The following is a 22,843-nucleotide window of genomic DNA, read 5'->3' as shown; positions in this document are numbered from 1 at the left end:
TCTCCTGAATGATATTACTGGTATTGCTCTTCGATAAGAGCCACCTCAAACCACAGACCGGGCATCATTTTTTCAAGGCCATCGGTCAGCATCTTCCCGGCTTCATGAAGCTTCTCCAGTGGCATCTGCGGCAGACTCTCCAGAATGAACCACATTTGCTGAGCTTCCACATCCAGGCGGGTTCTGACCCCCTGTCGCCAGTTCCAGCGACGGCAGGTCACGCCTGCATCATCGCACCAGATAACCTCACCTTGCGACGGGTATTCAATGGCGGTCTCACCGTCTTTGACGGTATCAAAAGGCTCGGTTCCTTTTGCCACAACCAGACGCGGTGAACCCTGATAGGCAGCGATATTCTCTCCCCCCACAGGAACGGCATAGCGGAGGCTAACGGCGTTATAGAGATCAACGATGGGATCGAGTGCGGGCATCGTACTGTCACGTAATACGCGCTTACGTAAGGCATCCGCTGAACATGGTGTGCGTTTCGGTTTAGCACCAAACGTCTGGAAAACCTCAGCCCAGGCGACCAGATGAGATTCAGCCCATTCAGGTTCGCCGGCCAGAACCGCTTCACAGGCTTCCAGCAGTACCGTTTCCCCTATACCAGGGTTCAGAATCGGCGCGGCTTTTACGCAGATACTGAGTGCCCGAAAGCCGGGAGCGATACGATAGATTTCTGGGGCAATTGACGGAGAGACTGTTAACACGTGATAATCCTGTTATGACCAATTTATTCCATGATAATGACCGATGACTAAGAAAGTCAATTTAATGACCGATGCTAATGCGATAGCCAGCACCGTAAACGAAGCCGTCTCTCAGCGGATTAAGCTGTATCGCAAGCAAAAGAAAATATCCCTCGATGAACTCTCCCGTCGGGCGGGCGTCAGCAAGGGCGCGCTGGTTGAGATTGAGGGATGCCGGGCGAACCCCAGCATTGCCCTGTTATGCCGCCTCGCTGCCGCGATGGGTGTTTCGGTGGCTGACTTTGTGGATGTCAGCGCCAAACCGACCGTACATCTCATTGCTGAAGATGAGATCCCTCAATTGTGGGAAGGCGAAAAAGGCGGAAGAGCAAGGTTGCTTGCCGGATCCGGTGGCCCTGATATGACCGAGCTCTGGATGTGGGAAATGCAGCCAGGGGAAAAATTTGCTTCACCTGGTCACCCGGAAGGAACGCTTGAATTGTTTTATGTACAAACTGGCACTCTCACACTCGGCGTACATGATCACCTGTATCTGGTGAAGGCTGGCTGCTCGGCAACGGCCAGAACAGACGTTCCTCATTTCTATGAAAATCGGGGGGAGAACCCATTGGTATTTATCATGACAGTACATGAAAGAGCATCCTGAGTGCTCCCCGGTTTAGTGGTCAGCCCTGCTGTCTCATCGCGAGTCAGTCCTGAAGGAGAAGTTCAGTGAATAATCAGCACCTGCGATTTACCAAAGACAAATTTACTGTCACAACCGATCCCGCTTTTTTTCAGCTGGAAGCCATTCACGATTACCTCTCCCAATCGTCCTGGGCTCCAGACATTGATGCCGAAACGGTAAGGTTATCCGTCCAGAACAGCCTTTGCTTTGCACTTTTGGATGGAACAAGGCAAATCGGCTTCGCCCGTCTGGTCACAGACTATGCTACTTTTGGTTATTTGTGCGATGTCTACGTGTTAAACGATTATCAGAAAAGTGGTCTTGGTCGTTGGCTGATTGAATGCTGTCACGCACATCCATTGATGTCACGTCTGCGACGAATAATGCTGGTAACCGACAGTGCGCCTTGGCTATATCAGAAACTGGGGTATAACCCTTTGAACCGGCCAGATTTTGTCTGGCAGATCAATCGACCAGACATTTATCGTAAACCCGGGAAAAACTAAGAATACTTTTCAGAAAGCAAAGACAAATGTTGATCCGCAGGGCAAATACCTCTGATGCAGAAGAGCTTGCCATTTTAGCTGAACGAACCTTCAGAAAGACTTTCCAGGATGGGAATACTCAGGAGGATATGGAACTTCACTGCCAGGCAAGCTATTCAACACATATCCAGTTGAAAGAGATCCTCAGACAAGACTGGGTTACATTAGTCTGTGAACACGAGAGCAAATTGATTGGGTATGCCCAACTGAGGTGGGAAGAGTTTCCTCCCTGTGTCAATAGCATTCACGCCGGGGAAATCCTGTGTCTATATGTTGATGCTCCCTATCATGGTAGAGGATTTGCGCAAGAACTTATGCGGATGTGCTTTGCTGAATTTGAGGCAAAGGGATCGGATGTTGTCTGGTTAGGCGTCTGGGAACATAACCCAAGGGCAATTTCTTTTTATCATAAGCTTGGGTTTACCGAGGTGGGTGAGCATATCTTCCAGGTTGGGTCAGATCCGCAGAGAGATATCATTATGAAACGTTCAACTGGCGTTCGCTGAATAAACATCATGACGTCCGCTTTTGGCACAAAGCGGACCGCCTGAAGCGTTGCGAGGTCTGCTATGAGCGAAAGGTGGACACCCGCATAGCGTTAACAGGCGTCCGATATTTTAAAGTGGGCAGATTACTTAACACGCTTCCCCGTTTCGCCAATGACTTTCTCACCATCCTCTTTGGTAAATGCTCCTTTCTGACGTTCCGGAATGATATCCAGAACCAACTCCGAAGGACGGCAAAGTTTAGTTCCCAGTGGCGTCACTACGATCGGACGGTTGATCAGAATTGGATGCTGCAGCATAAAGTCGATGAGCTGGTCGTCAGTAAATTTATCTTCTGCAAGACCCAGTTCCTCATACGGCTCGACGTTCTTACGCAGCAAAGCACGGACGGAAATGCCCATATCCGCAATGAGTTTGACCAGCTCATCGCGTGAAGGTGGAGTCTCAAGGTAAAGAATAACGGTCGGCTCAATACCGCTGTTGCGGATCATCTCCAGCGTATTACGCGACGTGCCGCAGGCTGGGTTGTGATAAATGGTGATGTTGCTCATATCAGTATCTCATTACAAAGTGAAAGAGAGACGTAGCGCCAGCGCGGCCAGCGTTACAAACAGCACAGGCAGAGTCATGACGATCCCGGTGCGGAAATAGTATCCCCAGGTGATGGTCATGTTCTTCTGTGAAAGGACATGCAGCCAGAGCAGCGTTGCCAGGCTACCAATAGGTGTAATTTTCGGTCCCAGATCGCAGCCAATCACGTTGGCATAAATCATCGCCTCTTTGATAACACCTGTTGCGGTGCTGCCATCAATAGAGAGAGCGCCAACCAGCACGGTAGGCATGTTGTTCATGATGGAAGACAGGAAAGCCGTCAGGAAGCCAGTACCAAAGGTCGCGGCCCAAAGACCTTTATTTGCCAGCACGTTCAGTACGCCAGAGAGATACTCTGTTAGACCGGCGTTACGCAGGCCATAGACCACCAGATACATCCCCAGAGAGAAGATGACGATCTGCCATGGCGCACCGCGAAGCACTTTGCCAGTGTTAATGGCATGGCCTCGTTTCGCCACCGCAAACAGAATGACAGCCCCTACAGCCGCAATCGCGCTGACCGGGATACCCAACGGCTCAAGGACGAAAAAACCAACCAGAAGAAGGATCAACACTATCCAGCCAGTTCTGAAGGTTGCCAGATCTTTAATCGCCTTTGCCGGTGCTTTCAGGAGAGCCAGGTCGTAAGTCGGTGGAATATCTTTGCGGAAGAACAGATGCAGCATCACCAGCGTGGCGATAATAGCGGCAATATCCACCGGCACCATTACCGACGCATACTCAGTGAAGCCCAGTCCAAAGAAGTCCGCCGAGACTATATTCACCAGGTTCGACACGATAAGCGGCAGGCTGGCCGTATCGGCAATAAAACCGGCAGCCATGACGAATGCCAGCGTGGTGCCTTTGCTGAACCCTAATGCCAACAGCATGGCGATGACTATCGGCGTCAGAATAAGTGCCGCACCATCGTTGGCAAACAGTGCCGCCACCGCCGCACCGAGCAGAACGATATACGTAAAGAGCAAACGTCCACGACCGCTACCCCAGCGGGAAACGTGCAGCGCTGCCCATTCGAAAAAGCCCGATTCATCGAGCAGAAGGCTGATAATAATCACGGCAATAAAGGCCGCCGTCGCATTCCAGACGATATTCCACACTACAGGGATATCACCAAAATGGACTACGCCAGATATCAGCGCCAGTACCGCGCCCAGCGTCGCACTCCAGCCGATCCCTAATCCCTTCGGTTGCCAGATAATCAAAACGATGGTCAGGACAAAAATAGCGCCTGCCAGTAACATAAATCCTCCAGACAGGACGGCTCTGCCGCCCTGTGTATACAAAAAAAATTAAACGGCCAGCTCTCTGAGTTTCTCGATGCCAGTGGGCTCTGCAGCCACTACCGGTACTAACGCTATGCGGCTTGCATGCTGGTTTTTCACAACCTCGATTTGAGGAAGCTCTTGTAGGGCGCGCTGGCAAAGCAGCGGCGATTGCGTCTGTGCAATCGAAAGGCTGTTATTGATAATCCAGCCCCAGGGATGAATCCCCGCACGCTCAAGATCGGACTGCAGGTTTGCAGCTTCCAGTACAGGTGTGGTTTCAGGCAGAGTGACCAGCAGGACTTTGGTACGTTCCGGGTCCTGAAGCTGCATCATCGGAGTGGTAAAATGACCTTTATCCCCCATCTTCTTGGCAATCTCACGGTGATAAGCCCCGGTAGCATCAAGCAGTAATAACGTATGCCCGGTAGGTGCCGTGTCCATGACCACAAAGCGCTTACCTGCTTCACGAATTACCCTTGAAAAGGCCTGAAAGACGGCAATTTCTTCGGTGCAAGGGGAGCGTAAATCTTCTTCGAGCAGCCGTTTCCCGGCTTCGTCCAGATCTCTTCCCTTCGTCTCAAGAACATGCTGGCGATAGCGTTCGGTTTCATCGTGAGGGTTGATGCGGCTGACCTGCAGGTTTTTGAGGCTGCCGTTCAGCGTTGTACTCAGGTGCGCAGCAGGATCAGAGGTCGTGAGATGTACGTCAAATCCCATATCCGCCAGCCTGACGGCGATGGCAGCAGCCATCGTGGTTTTCCCTACGCCACCTTTGCCCATCAGCATAATCAGGCCGTGTACGCTGCGAGCGATATCATTGACCAGGCCAGAGAGCGATAAGTTTTTAGGCGTGTACTGGATGTTCGTTACCGGGAGCGGTAATGCCTCAGAACCGGTATCCAGCAGTCCCTTCAATGCTGAAACACCAACCATATTGACTGGCTGTAGTAATAGGGTATCTGTCGGTAGCCCAGATAAACCGGCAGGAAGATTTGCCAGTGCCTCTTGCTCACGTTGCCATATCGCAGCGGCCAGGGCGTCATGTTCAGCTTCGGCTTTAGGCAGCACACCATTAATCACTAGGTATTGGTTTTTCAGGCCAATTGCGGCGAGTTCTTCATGGGTGCGGGCGACTTCCTGTAGCGTAGATTTTTGCAGTCGCGCAACCAGAACCAGGCGGGTACGTTCAGGATCGGATAACGCCTCTACCGCATGAGCATACTGCTCACGCTGCTTTTCCAGCCCGGCCATTGGGCCAAGACAGGAAGCACCATCCGGGTTACTTTCAATGAAGCTACTCCAGGCACCGGGAAGCTGGAGAAGGCGAATCGTGTGGCCCGTCGGCGCTGTATCAAAAATGATGCGATCGAAGCGGGTCAGCAGGGAAGCGTCTGTCAATAAGCCGGTGAACTCATCAAACGCCGCAATCTCAGTGGTACAGGCTCCTGAAAGCTGCTCGCTGATACTGTTAACAACGTCATCAGGCAAAAGACCTTTGATAGGATCAACGATTCTGGAGCGGTATTGTTTGGCGGCTTCCTGCGGGTCGATTTCCAGAGCGGAAAGTCCAGGAACTGCTGCCACAGGGCGAATGGTATTACCGATAGCCTGATCGAACACCTGACCGACATTGGAGGCTGGGTCAGTACTGACCAGCAAAACCCGCTTACCCTGTTCAGCAAGGCGGATAGCCGTCGCGCAGGAAATAGAAGTTTTTCCTACACCACCCTTGCCGGTAAAAAACAGGTAAGGCGGGATATTCTGTAAGAATTTCATATGTCCTCCTGACATATTCAGCAACAGGAAGTATTACCACCACAGCAACTGGTGGGAGCTAACCCTACCTTCTCCAGCGGAATACCGAACCAGCGAGCCAGCTCAGCGCGTTTTGGGTATCGCCCTGCCATCACCGTTTCACCGTCCAATAGCAGTAACGGAAGACCTTCTGCTCCAGATGCTTCGAGGAATGCTTTCGCTTTCTCATTCTGAACAAAGCTCATGGGCTGCTGCGCCAGGTTGTAACGTTCAACCTGTACACCACGTCCTTTCAGCCACTGCACATCAGCAGAAAAATCAACCAGAACCTGATCGACATCTGAGCCACATACGCCGGTACTGCAGCACATTGCCGGGTCAAACACCGTTAACGTCTTCATTCTGAATACCTCACATTTGGAAAAACATATATGTTCAGGAAAATTTTTTAGATGCAAACAGCCTTACCGCTACCAGAGCAGTTTGCCGATGCCAGCTTACGGGCGATGGCCTGTACGTCGTCCTGTTGGCTTAACCAGGCCTGCTCAATCACCTGAGCAGCCCAGGATGGAATATGCGGGGATAAGCGATAATGAACCCATTTCCCCTGCTTGCGATCCAGCAATAGACCGCTTTCCCGGAGCATTGCCAGATGGCGGGAGATCTTGGGCTGCGACTGATCCAGCGCTGTACAGAGATCGCACACGCACAGCTCTCCCATCTCTCTGAGCAGCAGTACGATCCCTAGACGGGTTTCATCGGAGAGGTTTTTGAAGAGTTGTAGGGGCTTCATAGGAATTTCTCCTCTGACGGAAACATTCATTATCACGCGGAAAAATGAAACGATCAACATCACATGCATTTTTTCATATATGAAAGCAAAACTCAAAATTTTTAAAATTTAATAGTAAAAAATGTGAATAGGAAATATGATTTAACATCATGTTTTAAAACAATAAAACGTTTCAGCTTAATAACTTAGTAGGACTTTGATATGTACACTAATGTAGGAAGCTATTGGTATAAATTTGATTTTCATACACACACTCCTGCCTCATCAGATTACAAAGCGCCAGCAGAAACAGCAAAAGAGTGGCTCATTGCCCTGATGGAAAGAGAGGTTGACTGCGTTGCAGTAACTGACCATGTTAGTGGGGCATGGATTGATATCTTGAAGCAAGAGCTAAAAGCGCTTGAAACATCCTATCAAGAATATCGCCCATTAATTTTATTCCCAGGATGTGAAATAACCGTAAGCACCGGGCAATCTAGGGTTCATATATTATCAATTTTTGACCCCTCTTGTGGCACAGCTAAAATTAATGGTGTGCTTGGCATGTGTGGGATTACGGAAGGACATGGAGATGCAGAGTCAACATGCGCTACCGAATCTGTTGATAAAGTAATTGAGCTGATAAGCAAGGAAAATGGAATTGCTATTCCTGCGCATATTGATGGTCCTAAAGGGCTATTAAAGGGAATAAAAAACAACAACTCAGAAATAAGTACATGGGCAAAAAAAATTGTTGCAGCAGAATTTGTCGATTTAAACTTCCTTGATAGCGTAGATGTAGAACTACAAAAGACATTTCAAGATATAGGTAGAGTTAAAGGTTCTGATGCTCATGAAAAGTCTAGACTAGGAGCTAATACCTCTTGGATCAAGATGGGAAAACCAACAATTGATGGTTTAAGGCTTGCATTATACGATAATAAATTCTGCGTAAGTAACGAAATTGACGATCCTAATTCTCTACCAAACCTGTCAATTAACAACCTAACAATTAAAAAAATGACCCACTGTGGAATTATCCCAGGAAAACCTGTTGAGATAAAACTGCACCCTCTCTTCAATGCTATAATTGGTGGACGTGGCGCTGGTAAATCAACATTTGTTGAATCACTACGAATTGCGATGGGTAGATCTGAAGAGTTAGTCGGCTTACAATCTATAAAAAGAGATCTAGATTCTTTTATTGATGGAGTTACTAGAGATGATACCGAAGTCAGCGTAGGAATAAAGAGGCGTGATGATTTATTTAATGTTATATGGACAAAAAATAATGACATTGAAATAAAGAAATTTGAAAATGAAGAGTGGCAAGATGCTCCGGGCAAACCAGAGGAAAGATTCAACATAAGCATTTATAGCCAAAAGCAAATCAATGCCTTAGCATCTAATCCTGAAAGTTTACTAAACATAGTTGATCGAACACCACAAGTAGATATTTCCAGCTGGAAACAGAAATTAGCTTCCCAACAAGTTACATCAATTAATTTAGCAAAAAGCATTAGAAAAATTGAGCTGAGCGCTCTTGAAAAAACCTCTATTCAAGCACAAATTGATGACTTAAACTCTGATATATCCAGCTTTGAAAAGGGTGGACATAAAGATGTTTTTAATAACTATCAAACGCTATCAAAAAAACAAACAAAAATAGAAGATAGTTTCCAAATAGAAAGTTTGAGCAATGCATTACAATCAATTATTGATTTTAACACAGTCCCTCTTGATTTATCTAATTTAGGACATGAGTTAGAAAATGAAAATGAAGTAAGTGAAATTCATAAAAATTTCACTGCTGAAATTGATAAAGTCATATCTGATATCAAATCATCAAAAGCAAAGATTGACAACATTGTACAGCAAACCGTACAAGCACTCGATAACTCTGAATGGAAAAAAAATAGTAAAAAAATCATTGATCGGTATAAGGAAGTTGTTCAAACTTACGAAAGCAAAGGGCATGAACTGAACCCTCAAGAATATGAACAATGGATCGAAAAAAGAAATAACACACAAAAACAGTTAGATGAAATCGTAGAAGAAGAAAATAAACTTGATTCTTACAAAACAGATTTTAATCGTTCGATTTCCTTGAGTTACATCTTACGTAGACGCCTACAAAAAAAACGAGAGAAATTCATCCGTTCAGTAATTGGGAATAATAAATATGTTAAAATGTCAATCATTCCATTTGGAGATAAAAATAATATTGAAAATGATTTCCGTTCTATTCTAGGTTATAGCAATGGGTTCAATTCATCCATTTATCAAGATGATCGTGAAGATAGTTTACTTTATAAAGTAATAAATGATGGTGGAGATTTAAGAAAAACGATAAAATATATCTCAGAAATAAAGGATACTATATTCAAAATTGCAGCAAGTGAAGATGTAACTATACATAGAGTCGATGGCAGATTTAAAACATCGTTATGTGAAAAAATAAAGTCGCAGCCAGAAATATTAGAAAGAATAATTAATTGGCTTCCACAAGACCGTTTACTGGTAGAATATGCAAGAGATGTTGAAAAAGGGAAGTTCGCCTCAATTGACAGAGGTTCTGCGGGACAGAAAGCCGCTGCAATTCTCGCATTCCTGTTAAGTCATGGAGATAATCCAATAGTAGTCGATCAACCAGAAGATGATTTAGATAATGCTCTAATCAATAAGTTAATAGTATCTCAAATACATAGCAATAAAAGAAGAAGACAAATTATAATCATTACCCACAACCCAAACATAGTTGTAAATGGAGATGCTGAGTACATAAATGTTATGCATTTTAACGGCGGTCAGGTGCAATTACTATCTGCAGGTGGTTTATGTGACACTGATGTCAGACTTAATGTTTGTGAGATAATGGAAGGTGGTAAAGAGGCCTTCAACTTAAGATATAATCGCTTACTTAAAATGTAAGAATAATCTAATTGTAGCAAAGGATTGCTACAATTAGATTCAAGAATATATAGCTCTTAGTATTTTAAAAGTAAACAATAGTTCTCTATATCACTATATAACCCACCTAAGCGCTAGCGTGTTATACGTTTCGCGGATTAGTTTTTATCGACGTGAGCAAGCTGTAACTCAATCAAGACAGTGTTAAATTTCTATTCATGCAAAATGGTACGCATCGTGTGGTGGAACCCATGCAGCATAATACACCGTGCTACGAGTCCACCAGACATCAGTATGAGCTTAAAACGTAATTGAAATAAGCAGGGGTTCCTTTGACAACTTGCTCAATAACGCTTAAATGATTTTGCCTAGCCTCATCAAATGAGCTGCCTCCATATCCATCCTGGAGGAGAGCGTCGCGAATAGCTTGAGAAATAAAACGGTCAGCAAATCCCGCCTCAAATATACTCATGGATAGCGCGTCAGGGAGACCATTTTTTAGGCTCTTCTGAAAATGAGCGAGCGATGCCCCTTGCTCTCCGATTATTTCCTCTGGACTAAAAAGGAATTGTGCAAGAGCTGCCAGAATGAGCGAACAATCAAATGCCAGTGTGCTCTCCAAAAACTTAAGAATATCGTCGTCACTCACTTTTTGTTTACGCTTACCGGCTTTCTTTTTAACCTGCATCTGGGATGCTTTCTTGAAGATTTCTCCGTAACTCATTCCGCACATCCACGAAAGGGCGATCTCGAACCCTGCACCTGCAGGCTCGACGCTACGGAAAAAACGATTGTCGCAGAGCTCGGTCAGTAGTGGCCAGACGGCATTGAGCCATCCATTAGAGGAATCCAGCGCTAGCAGCATTGCTCTATGTTCGCCTGACCATACTTCAATAAATTTAGTCTGCTTTGCGCCCAGCAATGTCTTGCCGAAGAATGCCTGCTTTAAGGGTGAGCTCTCAACCGACTCAATACGTCTGGCAACCAATCTGAAGTATTCTTCAAGTTTCTCAGCCTCTTCGGCAGAGGCAAGCGAGTACGCCAATGTCTCGCGTGCAAGTTCCCCGGCCCTCTGTTCAAAGGCGGTTGCATCCATCGCAGCACAGTTTGCCATTAGATAGCTTTCAAGTGTATGCGTCATCTTTTTCCGTTCTGCCAAGGAGCTCAACAGCGCTTTTACTAGAGCATCTTTTTTCGACTTACTGAGGCGAGGGTCTGAATCCGCCACCAGATTAGCCCAGCCTTCCCACTCAACCTCCTTATCCATAAAATCCAGCAAATCGCCCCCAGCAAAGGGCAATTCTTGGTTACGGGGGAGTGCAAAAGGTTTTAACAATAAAAGGAGTGAACTGGTAACGCCTTCAGCGCGGTCAGGAGAGAGAAGCTCCACAGCGCTTTGAAATTTCCATCCTTCCTGCCAATTTTTCCTTCTGTCCCAAACTGTTGCATCAGCGAAGATTACAACCCCCTCAGTATGCATCCCTGCACGACCGGCACGCCCAATAAGATTCTGGAAGTCGCGAACTTTGACACGTCCTACCCCCTGATATACTCCCTGCACGATAAGATAGCGAATAGGCAAGTTTACACCTTGAGCAAGCGTAGATGTGCATGCAATAAAGTTAATCAGTCCTTTCTGCATACCATGTTCTAGTGCTAAGCGTATACCCTGAGGTGTATTACTGTGATGCGTGTATATACCCAGCTTTGCAGCTTTTAAAAGAAAGGAATTGCTACCGAAATTACCCTCAATAATAGTTTTCAGTGCCATGACTTCTTCAGGATTAGCGTAGGTTGAAGGCCATAACGTGTTATATCCTGCATCCGCAATCTGGACAGCCCTTTTTGCTATACCATTTGCAATCAACTTTGTCCCACAGAAAATAGCTACGGATCCCTTACTAATAACGCGTAGACCCAAATAGAGCGATACGTCGCTCGATTTCGTCCGGGTCGGAAATATCGAGCTGTCTGCTTTAATTCCCGATAGCTGTGCCGCTTCGATTATTCTCGGAACAAAGTAGTCCTCTTTGTCATATCCATTTTCATGAAACATTAACTGTCCAAGCGACTCTGTCCAGCTTGCAAAGGCAACAGACCGGCTCGTAGGTAATAGCGTTGCGCCGTCAATAACCTGTGCCTTATCCTCACCCATCAGCCAGCTAGCAATGGCCTGTGGATTTTGCATCACAGCTGAAATAAGTAGAGTCTGCGCTGTATCAGGCAGCAATCCCCTGATTTCGGTGAGCAACAATTCATAGGTTATACCTCTCACGCCAGTATCAAACTGGTGCCCCTCGTCGTAAACGACAAGACCAATGTGTTTCAAAGCCTGAGAGGACTGACGCAGCACATAGAGAAACTTTTCGGGTGTGAGGACTAATACGTTCGATGTTGAGGGCGGGGCACTTCCCAGAAGGTCAGCAATTTGTTCAACGAAGTCAATCTGCAAGGCATCCGTCAGTTCATTGACTTTAATGTCATCGCCGGCCAAATCTTGCCGAAGTGATAAGGCAATTTCATGGCAGAGTGCCCGAAAGGGTGCAACCACAACCGCAAGCTTCGTGCGCCCAGACATGAATGCACTGCGCAGAACTAACTCAATCGACCTAGTTTTCCCGGCACTTGTAGGCATCTGAATCAAGCCCGAGTCACCTCTGAATATCCCTCTTTCCCCTAAAAGAATCTGAGAAGGCCAGAGTTCTTTAGGAAAGCGTTCCCTCTGAATGACCGGCCGCCAATGATCCACTGATAAACCTGAATATTGGGAGAGGGTTACCCAAGCAGATGCTGCAAGCCTCATACGACAAATCGATATGGCGACATCTGCATAAAGCACTTCCTCGGGAGTGCCCATTTTATAAGCCTCATTCCTGAGGAGTTTCATCAGTACATCAATCTCTTGTAGCTGGGTACCTTCGGCAAAATGGTTAGCAACAGCACGCGAAAACGATGTTAGCAGCGGTCCATAACGTTTGTCGTCTAAAAGCCAGTAAGTCCTCCAGTCCGCTTTGAGCAACCATTGAAGCAAATGCTCAACATTGTTGTCTTCTTCTTTAGGTTCAATTCGACGGGCAAGGACTAAGCTACTTCCCGGGCGTCGAGCCACATAATAGGCGGCAGAGGCTAATAGTAATGTTGTGCTTTCGAGGCCTTGTGCAAATCCTGAATCCAGAACTGCGTCAAAAAAGCTGGCGCAGAAATTCAGCTCCGCTTGCGGCTCAGGGGGAAGAGAAACTAAAGGCAGTGACAGCTCAGCCAGCACCCCGGTAACGTCGCCCAAGGTTGCTACGGTCATAATAAACAGCTGCAGAGGATCTGAACCTTCAGGCATTCTGAGATGCAGAGACTCATCCAGACCAAACTCGTACATCTTACCTTTCGAGCGTGTTATGCCAAAGAGGCGTTTGCTATTGAATCCAGCCTTCATTTGCAGGCCCTCTCGTAAAGTTCATGAACCAGTTTCATCTGAAGATCGGCTCTCACAACCATCAGATAAAGTGCTGCCTCATTTGAGTGCGTGTTGGCCAGTGTCTTGGCAAGCTCTTCTTCATTGAAAGCTGTGTTGCAAAGAACAGCAACCGCACCTGAGTAATATGTATAAGGGTTATCTGCAGGATTCTGAAACCGTGCAATTCGGCTCACTTCCAGTGTCTTTCCTTCACGAAGGTACCTACGTTTAGTGGCGTTTAACGTGAAAGCTTGCCTTATGTGTTGATCGTTAGAACCATCGTCAACAGCATTTTGGAGCTGGCCACCATATATACCACCTGAAAGAGACGCTTTAACTTCAAAGGCATAAAGGGCATCCCCTCGATTGGGAGTAGCAATATCCAACTGATGGAAGCCTAGTATATCAACGCCTTTGACGGACTCATTGTTGCTGGCTTTGTCAGCGTATTTTCCTCGGGGCACCCACAGATTGAGCGTGAACTCCAAGTAGTCGGAAATGAGAAATTCAGCGAAATCACCAGAACGAATTGATGGCCCGGGAGCCTTGACTTTGTCGGGGAAAATATGTGCATTTAGATACTGTTCTATCGTCATTCCTGTCCCGTACAAGAGCTCAGGAAGCTCCTGGTCTGTACAGTATTGCCGACGAAAATGCAGTGCCCAACTGTCAAGAATCGCCGGATCAGTTGGGGGCGAGAACTCCCAAACATTTATGGTCCGGCCTTCAACGGTTATCAAACCTGCTGACCTTAAATGTAAACCTTTTAAATGGTCGGGTAGCATAACAGCTCCTTTTGTTGGGCATTCACCTTAAAACAAGATCGGCAATCCATTACTACTGTAACAATGCTGTCAAAACATTAGATTAAACGGGGGATAGTAACCTCGTAAACAATTACTGGTTTGCAGTGGGGTAATTTACGGCATACTTGCCACCGCAATTAGTAGTTTTGGGGCTGACATTTATGACGGACGTCCTCGAGTCTGAGTTAAGGTATCTTATTCTGTTTATACGCACCCCGCGAAATCCTAGCCTGCCTCCTCTTAATCAGCTCAAACACATGCTAAAATGTCAGCCCTCAACACAGGTCTGACCAGATGCCTATTCACCGCCCGTTGAATGCCACTGGAGCGATGATTCAATAATACGCCGATACATGGTGTCGATCTGACGCGGTGCACGACGAATGTATTGCTCCGCCCTATCTCTTTGTTCTCCAGATAGTTGTTCTAAATACTTCACAATTTTTTCGGCTGTTGGAAGGATTTCTTTACCGTTGAATTTTGGAGGGAGACCGGTCCATACCACATGGTCCACGTTATTGGTATCAGCCCATTCAGACAATCCTGGGATCAGTTTTGGAGAAGGCTGACCAGCAGACCACCTGCAAACATGCTTTTCAATATTTTTTATTGGGATACCTTCACGGCAACGCAAAGCCTCAATACTAGAGGTAAGATCCACTGATTCCATTATCGCCCACAGGGAAGGCACTAATCGATCAGTTTCGACTAGCACAAGCGTAATCCGTCCATCTAGCGACTGTCTGGCGAATTCAACGGATATAAGTGGGCCATCCTCAGACCATTTCCCCTGAACAGGTAAACCTCTTGGCTCCCAAATTAAGGAACCCCATCCAAGACAAGCGATACGAGCCATTATGCCTCCATTAGCATGGTCAGTTTAAAGGTAAAACTCACATATCTTACCGTGCCCCATTGGCACTACATTCAATCGACTTTCTGAATCCCTCACAGAGCGTTATAGCCTGCGTTTGTATCTATCGTTTGAACTTACATAACTAAGCAGATCTTCAGAAGTAAATGTAATTTTTCTCCAGAAAGCAGAAATGAAACTCAGCAAAAAAAGAAATTTTCTGGTATGGAACTCCTCCGTTTTGGAGGAGACCTGCTTGTATTTTCACTTTATCTAACGAATAAGTAGCTAAGTTTGTAGGTGAAATTATGATGCTATGATTAGATTAAATTTACCAATGTTATCAATGTAATCTGCATACCACTGCATCATCTCCCTTCGCCCTTCCAGATACAACGCATGGTTGTATGTCCCGCGAATCGCATTCTTATCGACATGCGCAAGCTGGGTTTCAATCCATGCCGTATTAAACCCTTCCTCATGCAAAATCGTACTCATCGTGTGACGGAAACCATGCCCCGTTACCTTCCCCGTGTATCCAATCCGCTTAAACACCTGATTAATACTCGCTTCGCTCATTGTTTTCCGGGGATCATTTCTCCCAGGAAACATTAGAGGATATTGCCCAGACATCACTTTGAGCTGCTGTACGATCTCTAGTGCTTGGGTAGAGAGGGGAACAAGGTGAGGCCGTTTCATCTTCATTCGGTCAGCAGGAATTTCCCACACCGCTTTTTCAAGATCAAATTCACTCCAGAAAGCACCTCGAAGCTCACCGGTGCGAACTCCTGTAAGGATCAGCAGACGAGCGGCAAGAACAACCAGCGGACTTCCTGTATAGCCTGAGAGAGCTTTGAAGAAATCAGGTAACTCCTCAACAGTCAGGAAGGGATAATGCTTTGATTCATGCCCTGACATCGCGCTGGTTAGATCCGCTGCAGGATTGTATTCCGCACGACCGGTAACAATGGCGTAACGAAAGACTTCGCTGCAACGCTGGCGAACCTTCTTGGCCTTTTCCGTCGCGCCACGGCTTTCCATTCGACGCAGCACATTAAGCAGAACCAGCGGTTTGATTTCATTTACCGGCTGCTGGCCGATATAGGGGAAAATATCTTTATTGAATGCTTCGATGATATCGGAGGCATAACCTTCTGACCATCGGCTCACCTTTGTTCCGTGCCATTCAAGTGCCACAGCCTGAAACGTATTATTGAGCTGCACATCGCGAACCAGCTTTTCTTCTTTCTTGGCGAAAGACGGATCGATGCCCTCGGCCAGCTTTTTCTTGGCTTCATCACGCAGTGCCCTCGCTTGTGCAAGGGACACTGCCGGATAGACCCCAAAAGCCATACGCTTCTCTTTCCCATTAAAGCGATATTTCATCCGCCAGTATCGGGAACCAGAGGGAACGACTTCAAGATACAAACCAGCACCATCTGCCAGCTTATAGGCTTTCTCTCTGGGTTTAGCTGCATCTACCTGTCGCGCATTTAGCTTCATTGGGGGCATCTCCCTGGACCGAACACAGAATGCCCCCACTTATGCCCCCAACTGTAACTTGATTCCGGTTGAGTCCAGTTGATAACAGGAGATAAGATACGGGCCAGAAACCGCATTATACGGGCTTTAAGTTGATTTCGGTAGACCTGGGAAGAGGTTGAAATGGTGCCGATAATAGGAGTCGAACCTACGACCTTCGCATTACGAATGCGCTGCTCTACCAACTGAGCTATATCGGCCCTGAAAGGACATGACCACGAGTGTGAATCACGGGGTAGAAGGTTAAAACTAACCGGGTGATGCGTCAATAGCCTTGTGAATCAAGTGGCTGATTTTGCATCACTCCGGTTTTAATTACGCACGAATGGTATCGTCACCGATGCCGATCCACTTGTAGGTGGTCAGCGCTTCCAGCCCCATTGGGCCGCGTGCGTGTAATTTTTGCGTGCTGACAGCCACTTCCGCGCCAAGGCCAAATTGTCCGCCATCGGTAAATCGGGTAGAAGCATTGACGTAAACGGCGGACGAATCCACTTCATTCACAAAACGATCGGCGTTGCGCAGAGTACGCGTCAGGATCGCATCGGAATGTTGAGTGCCGTGTTCGCGAATATGCGCAATCGCATCATCCAGGTCGGCCACGATTTTCACATTCAGATCCAACGACAGGAACTCGTCGTCATACTCTTCGGCTTTCACCGCTACCACGTTCGCCGGGCCTGATTTCAGTTGGGCCAGCGCCGCATCGTCAGCATGCAGCGTGACGCCGCTTTCCGCCATTTGCTTGCTCAGCGCAGGCAGAAAACGCGCAGCGATATCCTGATGCACCAGCAGCGTTTCCACCGTGTTGCAGGTACTTGGACGCTGGGTTTTCGCATTGACGATGATCTTCAGCGCCGGTTCGATCTCCGCGCTGTCGTCAACAAAGATATGGCATACGCCAATCCCGCCGGTGATCACCGGGATCGTCGACTGCTCACGGCACAGCTTGTGCAGGCCCGCGCCGCCACGAGGGATCAGCATGTCGATGTATTTATCCATACGCAGCATTTCATTGACCAGCGCGCGATCCGGGCTGTCGATCGCCTGGACTGCGCCAGCAGGTAAGCCGCAGGCTTCCAGCGCTTGCTGAATCACCGCAACCGTTGCCGCATTGGTGCGATATGTCTCTTTACCGCCACGCAGAATCGCCGCGTTGCCGGTTTTCAGGCACAACGAGGCGACGTCAACGGTCACATTGGGACGCGCTTCGTAAATCACGCCAATGACGCCCAACGGAACACGACGACGTTCCAGACGCAGCCCGCTGTCCAGCAGACCGCCATCAATCACCTGTCCGACCGGGTCGGCCAGGTTACACACCTGACGGACGTCATCGGCAATCGCTTTCAGGCGCGCCGGCGTCAATGCCAGACGATCCAGCATCGCTTCGCTGAGGCCGTTTTCGCGCGCCTCGGCAACGTCCTGAGCATTAGCGCTCAGGATGCTTTCAGTTTGCGCTTCCAGTTCGTCCGCTATTTTTTCCAGTACGCGATTCTTCTCGCGACTGGAGAGTAGCGCCAGTTTGTAGGACGCCGCTTTGGCAGCAATGCCCATTTGTTCCAGCATACGTCGGCTCCTTAACGGGTAATCATGTCATCGCGATGGACAGCGACCGGGCCATATTCATAGCCAAGAATCGCGTCAATCTGCTGAGAGTGGTGACCAGCAATACGGCGCAGCGCGTCGCTGTTATAACGGGTGACGCCGTGGGCGATATCGCGCCCTTCCTGGTTACGGATGCGGATCACTTCACCACGCGAGAAGTTACCTGTCACGCTTTTAATGCCTTTTGGCAATAATGAGCTACCGCGTTCCAGAATCGCAGATGTCGCCCCTTCATCCACCGTGATTTCACCGGCAGGCGGCGCGCCAAAGATCCAGCGTTTGCGGTTTTCCAGCGGGGAGGCTTGCGCATGGAAACGGGTTCCCGCAGAAATGCCTGCCATAACATCGCCAATCACGCCCGGCTTGCTGCCCGCAGCGATGATGGTGTCGATTCCGGCACGACAGGCAACGTCGGCAGCCTGCAATTTGGTGCCCATTCCCCCGGTTCCCAGGCCAGAGACGCTGTCGCCCGCAATCGCACGCAACGCATCATCAATGCCGTACACGTCTTTAATCAGTTCAGCCTGCGGGTTAGTTCGCGGATCGGCGGTAAACAACCCTTGCTGATCGGTCAGTAACAACAATTTGTCGGCGCCCGCCAGAATGGCGGCCAGCGCGGAAAGATTGTCGTTATCGCCCACTTTTATTTCAGCGGTCGCCACGGCATCGTTTTCATTGATGACAGGGACAATATTGTTGTCCAGCAGCGCACGCAGGGTGTCACGCGCGTTCAGGAAGCGCTCTCTGTCTTCCATATCCGCACGCGTCAGCAGCATCTGCCCGATGTGAATACCGTAGATAGAGAATAGCTGTTCCCAAAGCTGAATCAGACGACTCTGCCCCACCGCAGCCAACAGTTGTTTAGACGCTATGGTCGCCGGGAGTTCCGGGTAGCCAAGATGCTCACGCCCGGCGGCGATAGCGCCCGACGTGACGATCACAATACGATGGCCTGCGGCATGTAGCTGCGCGCATTGACGAACAAGTTCTACGATATGGGCACGGTTCAGGCGGCGCGATCCACCCGTTAGCACACTGGTGCCGAGTTTTACCACCAGCGTCTGGCTGTCACTCATGATTCTCTGCCATTCAAAATAGGGGAAAATGATATCAAACGAACGTTTTAGCAGGACTGGCCCCGGTTGCCAACAACCAGAGCACAAAGCATGAAATTTTGTTGCGCAGGATCAGCAAGCGTAGCGGCAGTTTCTGACAATTTTATTACCGCAATAATAAATCATCCTTTTTTAAAAATATTCTTAATTTGTCATAAAACCTTCATTGCAGAGCGTTAAAAACCATCCTGTTTTTCACGGGGATCACTCCCAGCGAATATTAGCGCGTAATTTTAAATCAGGAATGAAAATGAAAAAGAGCACTCTGGCATTAGTGGTGATGGGTATTGTTGCATCGGCATCCGTGCAGGCAGCAGAAGTGTATAACAAAAACAGTAATAAACTGGACGTGTATGGCAAAGTAAAAGCGATGCACTACATCAGTGATGATGACAGCAAAGATGGCGACCAGACTTATATCCGCTTTGGCTTTAAAGGCGAAACGCAGATTAACGATCAGCTGACCGGTTACGGTCGCTGGGAAGCTGAGTTCGCCGGTAACAAAACAGAAAGCGAAGGCGGTCAGAAAACCCGTCTGGCTTTTGCGGGTCTGAAGCTGAACGATTTCGGTTCGTTAGATTATGGTCGTAACCTGGGCGCCTTGTACGACGTTGCCGCGTGGACGGATATGTTCCCTGAATTCGGCGGCGACGGCCTTGCACAGACCGACAACTTTATGACCAAACGCGCCAGTGGCCTGGCAACTTACCGTAACACCGATTTCTTCGGCGTTATCGATGGTCTGAACTTAACCCTGCAATATCAGGGTAAAAACGAAAACCGCGACGTCAAAAAGCAGAATGGCGACGGTTTCGGCACATCTCTGAGCTATGACTTCGGCGGCAGCGACTTCGCCATCATCGGCGCATACGCCAATTCAGACCGCACCAATGAGCAGAACCTGCAATCTCGCGGACAAGGTAAAAACGCGGAAGGTTGGGCGACGGGTCTGAAATATGACGCCAATAACATTTACCTGGCGACTATCTATTCTGAAACCCGCAACATGGCGCCTATTTCCGGTGGTTTCGCCAATAAAGCGCAAAACTTCGAAGCGGTTGCCCAGTATCAGTTTGATTTCGGTCTGCGTCCTTCCCTGGGCTATGTTCAGTCTAAAGGCAAAGATATTGAAGGTATCGGTGATGAAGATATCGTGAAATATATCGATGTGGGCGCAACATATTATTTCAATAAAAATATGTCCGCGTTCGTTGATTATAAAATCAACCAGATTGACGATGATAACAAGCTGGGCGTAAGCAGCGATGATATCGTCGCGATTGGTATGACGTACCAGTTCTGATTGTCTTAATTTGCCGGATGACGACGCTCAGGCGTCTTATCCGGCCTACTCTTTTGCACTGTTGCAGGCCGGATAAGCGTAGCGTCATCCGGCATTATTCTATGTTACGCCGTTAACTTCACCGGTTCTTTGAAATTATCGGCGGGTTCCAGCGCCAGATTCAGCGAAGTCAGCAGTGCACGCAATTTTTCATGAAACTCGCGCAGGGTGTACTCCAGGCGTTCAACCACTTCGGCCTCTTTAATCGGCACGGCGGTCCAGTTACCTTCTTTGTCAAACAGGCCAAACTGGTAGCTGTAGGTAAAGCGTTTTTCCTGCGCTTCCAGTTCCATCCACCAGCCCCAGAATTCACGTTTCTCAGGCGCTGGCTTCACGTTGACGCAAACAGCCAGGCAATCGAAAAAAAAACGATTATCTTCGCACTGCCCTTCGCGTATATACGGGCCAAGCGCAGTGAATTTCTTGATCAATCTACTTTTCGGGTGTCCACTCGGTAACGTCATTGCGATCTCCTTTGGTGAAGCAACTGTTTTACCAAAACAATAAAATTTAGCAATCCATTAACACAATCTGTGATTGATCCAACCGGTAATTTCTTTCAGCGCAGTGTCAAAATTGCGATACACCGGATTAAACGGAATCTCCATCAGCTTACCGTCGGAAGATGACGAGGTGATGAGCCGGGACTCCTCTTCCGGGCTAAACGGATCGTTTTTCCAGAAGCCAGATAACATCGGCGTTGGGCAGCGTCTGCCGAGCAACCCCTGCACCTTCAGTGAATAACGATTTAGCTCAACGCGCAGCGCTTCATCTGACGCATCATGCATCCCCAGACGGCTTGCCAGCACGTCAAGATACATTTCCGGCACCGTCCCCTGACGTTGTGAATCGCTTAACAACGCATGGACCACCGGCCCCAGACAGGCTACCGCTTTCAGTCGCGGCGCTTCCAGGTAGGCCAGACGTACCGCAACGTTAGCGCCAAAACGAAAACCAAACGCCGCAACCCGGGTATGATCAACCCACGGCACCCCAGGCAGCGCTTTCAACACATGCTGATGCAGCAGACTGGAGTCCTGGGTGAGTTTCCATTTTGACGAGAATCCAACCGACGGCACGTCCAGCGTCAGCATCGCCATACCGCGCGGCGCGAAGTAACGTTCGAACAGGGTGTAATAGTCCGTTTGCATGGAATCCAGGCCGCCGCACATCAGTACGGTCGGGAACGGGCCATCCCCTTTCGGCATATGCAAAAACGCAGTGACAGGCGCGCCGCCGGGGATCGCAAACGCCATTTCACGCAGCGAGCCCGGCAAGCGTTGCGCGGCCTCTTCATACGCGCGGTTCGCCAGGGCCTGCGCCTGCTCCGCCAGCTCATCCCCTTTAAGATGCGGGTAAGCCGCAATGTTGTAGAGCGAGGAAGCGTGCAGCCAGTGACGCCCGCTGCGCTGTGGGTCTGTTTCCTGGCAGGCTTTCTGCTGCCATTCCATCGCCTGTTTCGACCATTCAAAGATCCAGTTACCGCCACGGTAGCCAATCACCGTGTCGTACAGCTCTTTGTCGGTTCGCTCGGCTTCGCTCATTACGATACGCGCCTGCACATCAAGGATTTCTCGCGGATCGATACCGCGCCAGATCCACATCAGACGGTTGATCATGCGATACCAGTGCGGCACGTTTTTACCATCCAGAGTGGACTGCACGGACGGCTGCGTTCCGTGATTGAAGCGCCGGACAAGCGTCGACGTTTCAGGATGTTTGAAGCGGGGTTTAAACAGGGTTTCGCTGAGGTTAGCCTGTGACATTCGTGCAGCCTCCAAGGGTACTTACTGAGGCCTATTGTAACGTGTGTGCGGCTAAAAAAAACAACGCCCGGCATTGCCAGGCGTTGAAAATTTCAGTGATTAGCGACCAGAGATTGGCGGGACGAATACCACGCCCATATCCCACGGCTGCTCAATCCAGGTGTCCTGCGGGATATCAATCACATAATCATCCACCAGCGGGCGGCCAGCCGGTTTAGCGAAGATAGTGACGAAATGAGCTTTAGGGTACATTTCGCGGATAGCAACAGCAGTACCGCCGGTATCGACCAGATCGTCGATCACGATGAAACCTTCACCATCGCCTTCCGCACGTTTCAGCACTTTCAGTTCGCGCTGGTTATCGTGGTCGTAGCTGGAGATGCAAACGGTATCGACATGGCGAATACCCAACTCACGCGCCAGCAATGCGCCCGGTACCAGACCACCACGGCTGACGGCAATAATGCCTTTCCATTGTTCAGAAGGCATCAGGCGGCTTGCCAGTTTGCGTGCGTGAATCTGCAACATGTCCCAGGTGACGACGTATTTTTCGCTCATGTGAAGTGTCCCAGCCTGTTTATCTACGGCTTAAAAATTGAGGGTGAACCAGGTTGCGCG

20 protein-coding genes and 1 tRNA gene are annotated in these 22,843 nt (G+C 48.5%); 5 read left to right on the top strand and 16 right to left on the bottom strand.

Annotation, left to right across the window (positions count from 1 at the left end; all coding sequences use genetic code 11):
• Positions 1-14: 14 nt before the first annotated feature.
• Positions 15-710: a B3/B4 domain-containing protein gene (locus tag OGX80_RS02965; protein WP_048229289.1), complete on the bottom strand. Its 696-nt coding sequence runs from the start codon at positions 708-710 to the stop codon at positions 15-17.
• Positions 711-753: 43 nt separating this feature from the next.
• Here OGX80_RS02965 and OGX80_RS02960 point away from each other — a divergent pair, with 43 nt between their 5' ends.
• The 3 genes from OGX80_RS02960 to OGX80_RS02950 all read left to right on the top strand — a co-directional run bounded on the left by OGX80_RS02960 (position 754) and on the right by OGX80_RS02950 (position 2,428).
• On the top strand, positions 754-1,356 hold the full coding sequence (locus OGX80_RS02960; protein ID WP_048229287.1) for a helix-turn-helix domain-containing protein: 603 nt from the start codon (positions 754-756) through the stop codon (positions 1,354-1,356).
• Positions 1,357-1,421: 65 nt separating this feature from the next.
• On the top strand, positions 1,422-1,883 hold the full coding sequence (locus tag OGX80_RS02955) for a GNAT family N-acetyltransferase (protein WP_048229285.1): 462 nt from the start codon (positions 1,422-1,424) through the stop codon (positions 1,881-1,883).
• Between the two features lie 26 nt (positions 1,884-1,909).
• Positions 1,910-2,428, top strand: coding sequence for a GNAT family N-acetyltransferase (locus OGX80_RS02950; RefSeq protein WP_058688860.1), 519 nt, complete (start codon positions 1,910-1,912; stop codon positions 2,426-2,428).
• A gap of 125 nt (positions 2,429-2,553) precedes the next feature.
• Here OGX80_RS02950 and arsC read toward each other — a convergent pair whose 3' ends face one another.
• The 5 genes from arsC to arsR are packed head-to-tail and all read right to left on the bottom strand — an operon-like array spanning position 2,554 to position 6,853.
• Positions 2,554-2,979 carry a glutaredoxin-dependent arsenate reductase gene (arsC, locus tag OGX80_RS02945; RefSeq protein ID WP_060571117.1) on the bottom strand — a complete coding sequence of 142 codons (426 nt, stop codon included), beginning with the start codon at positions 2,977-2,979 and terminating at the stop codon, positions 2,554-2,556.
• A gap of 12 nt (positions 2,980-2,991) precedes the next feature.
• Complete coding sequence (gene arsB, locus OGX80_RS02940) at positions 2,992-4,281, bottom strand: arsenite efflux transporter membrane subunit ArsB (protein WP_060571116.1); 1,290 nt, start codon at positions 4,279-4,281, stop codon at positions 2,992-2,994.
• A gap of 48 nt (positions 4,282-4,329) precedes the next feature.
• The gene (gene arsA / locus OGX80_RS02935) at positions 4,330-6,081 is read right to left on the bottom strand and encodes an arsenite efflux transporter ATPase subunit ArsA (protein WP_233644139.1); all 1,752 of its coding nucleotides are present in this window, start codon (positions 6,079-6,081) and stop codon (positions 4,330-4,332) included.
• A gap of 17 nt (positions 6,082-6,098) precedes the next feature.
• Positions 6,099-6,461, bottom strand: a complete 363-nt coding sequence (gene arsD / locus OGX80_RS02930; RefSeq protein WP_000855179.1) for an arsenite efflux transporter metallochaperone ArsD — start codon at positions 6,459-6,461, stop codon at positions 6,099-6,101.
• Between the two features lie 47 nt (positions 6,462-6,508).
• Positions 6,509-6,853, bottom strand: a complete 345-nt coding sequence (gene arsR / locus OGX80_RS02925; RefSeq protein WP_096875271.1) for an As(III)-sensing metalloregulatory transcriptional repressor ArsR — start codon at positions 6,851-6,853, stop codon at positions 6,509-6,511.
• A 201-nt stretch (positions 6,854-7,054) separates the two neighbouring features.
• Here arsR and OGX80_RS02920 point away from each other — a divergent pair, with 201 nt between their 5' ends.
• A complete protein-coding gene (locus OGX80_RS02920; RefSeq protein ID WP_101743949.1) occupies positions 7,055-9,763 on the top strand; it encodes a TrlF family AAA-like ATPase in 2,709 nt (902 codons plus the stop codon).
• 268 nt (positions 9,764-10,031) lie between these two features.
• Here the strand turns inward: OGX80_RS02920 and OGX80_RS02915 are convergent, their stop codons facing one another.
• The 7 genes from OGX80_RS02915 to proB all read right to left on the bottom strand — a co-directional run bounded on the left by OGX80_RS02915 (position 10,032) and on the right by proB (position 19,078).
• Positions 10,032-13,172 (bottom strand): DEAD/DEAH box helicase, encoded by a 3,141-nt coding sequence (locus OGX80_RS02915; RefSeq protein WP_233644140.1) that lies wholly within the window; start codon positions 13,170-13,172, stop codon positions 10,032-10,034.
• Entirely contained in the window at positions 13,169-13,978 is an 810-nt protein-coding gene (locus tag OGX80_RS02910; RefSeq protein WP_233644141.1) for a Hachiman antiphage defense system protein HamA, read from the bottom strand. Before OGX80_RS02910 ends, OGX80_RS02915 begins: the two co-directional genes overlap by 4 nt.
• 319 nt (positions 13,979-14,297) lie before the next feature.
• Positions 14,298-14,855 carry a hypothetical protein gene (locus tag OGX80_RS02905; RefSeq protein ID WP_071994603.1) on the bottom strand — a complete coding sequence of 186 codons (558 nt, stop codon included), beginning with the start codon at positions 14,853-14,855 and terminating at the stop codon, positions 14,298-14,300.
• Positions 14,856-15,158: 303 nt separating this feature from the next.
• On the bottom strand, positions 15,159-16,355 hold the full coding sequence (locus OGX80_RS02900; protein WP_101743952.1) for a tyrosine-type recombinase/integrase: 1,197 nt from the start codon (positions 16,353-16,355) through the stop codon (positions 15,159-15,161).
• A 163-nt stretch (positions 16,356-16,518) separates the two neighbouring features.
• Positions 16,519-16,594: transfer RNA gene (locus OGX80_RS02895), tRNA-Thr, on the bottom strand.
• A 115-nt stretch (positions 16,595-16,709) separates the two neighbouring features.
• Complete coding sequence (proA, locus tag OGX80_RS02890) at positions 16,710-17,963, bottom strand: glutamate-5-semialdehyde dehydrogenase (protein ID WP_115181967.1); 1,254 nt, start codon at positions 17,961-17,963, stop codon at positions 16,710-16,712.
• An 11-nt stretch (positions 17,964-17,974) separates the two neighbouring features.
• Positions 17,975-19,078, bottom strand: a complete 1,104-nt coding sequence (gene proB / locus OGX80_RS02885; RefSeq protein ID WP_012133771.1) for a glutamate 5-kinase — start codon at positions 19,076-19,078, stop codon at positions 17,975-17,977.
• Between the two features lie 289 nt (positions 19,079-19,367).
• Here proB and phoE point away from each other — a divergent pair, with 289 nt between their 5' ends.
• A complete protein-coding gene (phoE, locus tag OGX80_RS02880; protein ID WP_024130644.1) occupies positions 19,368-20,420 on the top strand; it encodes a phosphoporin PhoE in 1,053 nt (350 codons plus the stop codon).
• A gap of 104 nt (positions 20,421-20,524) precedes the next feature.
• Here the strand turns inward: phoE and crl are convergent, their stop codons facing one another.
• The 3 genes from crl to gpt all read right to left on the bottom strand — a co-directional run bounded on the left by crl (position 20,525) and on the right by gpt (position 22,783).
• A complete protein-coding gene (gene crl, locus OGX80_RS02875; protein ID WP_049011678.1) occupies positions 20,525-20,923 on the bottom strand; it encodes a sigma factor-binding protein Crl in 399 nt (132 codons plus the stop codon).
• 57 nt (positions 20,924-20,980) lie between these two features.
• A complete protein-coding gene (gene frsA, locus OGX80_RS02870) occupies positions 20,981-22,225 on the bottom strand; it encodes an esterase FrsA (protein ID WP_286471093.1) in 1,245 nt (414 codons plus the stop codon).
• Positions 22,226-22,324: 99 nt separating this feature from the next.
• Positions 22,325-22,783, bottom strand: coding sequence for a xanthine phosphoribosyltransferase (gene gpt, locus OGX80_RS02865; RefSeq protein WP_006685917.1), 459 nt, complete (start codon positions 22,781-22,783; stop codon positions 22,325-22,327).
• Positions 22,784-22,843: the final 60 nt, after the last annotated feature.

This window comes from Citrobacter sp. CK194, assembly GCF_030333395.1.
In the GTDB taxonomy this organism is placed as follows: Bacteria; Pseudomonadota; Gammaproteobacteria; order Enterobacterales; family Enterobacteriaceae; genus Citrobacter_B; species Citrobacter_B koseri.
Note: the sequence above shows the minus strand (reverse complement) of the source record. Positions and strands in the feature narration are given on the sequence as shown.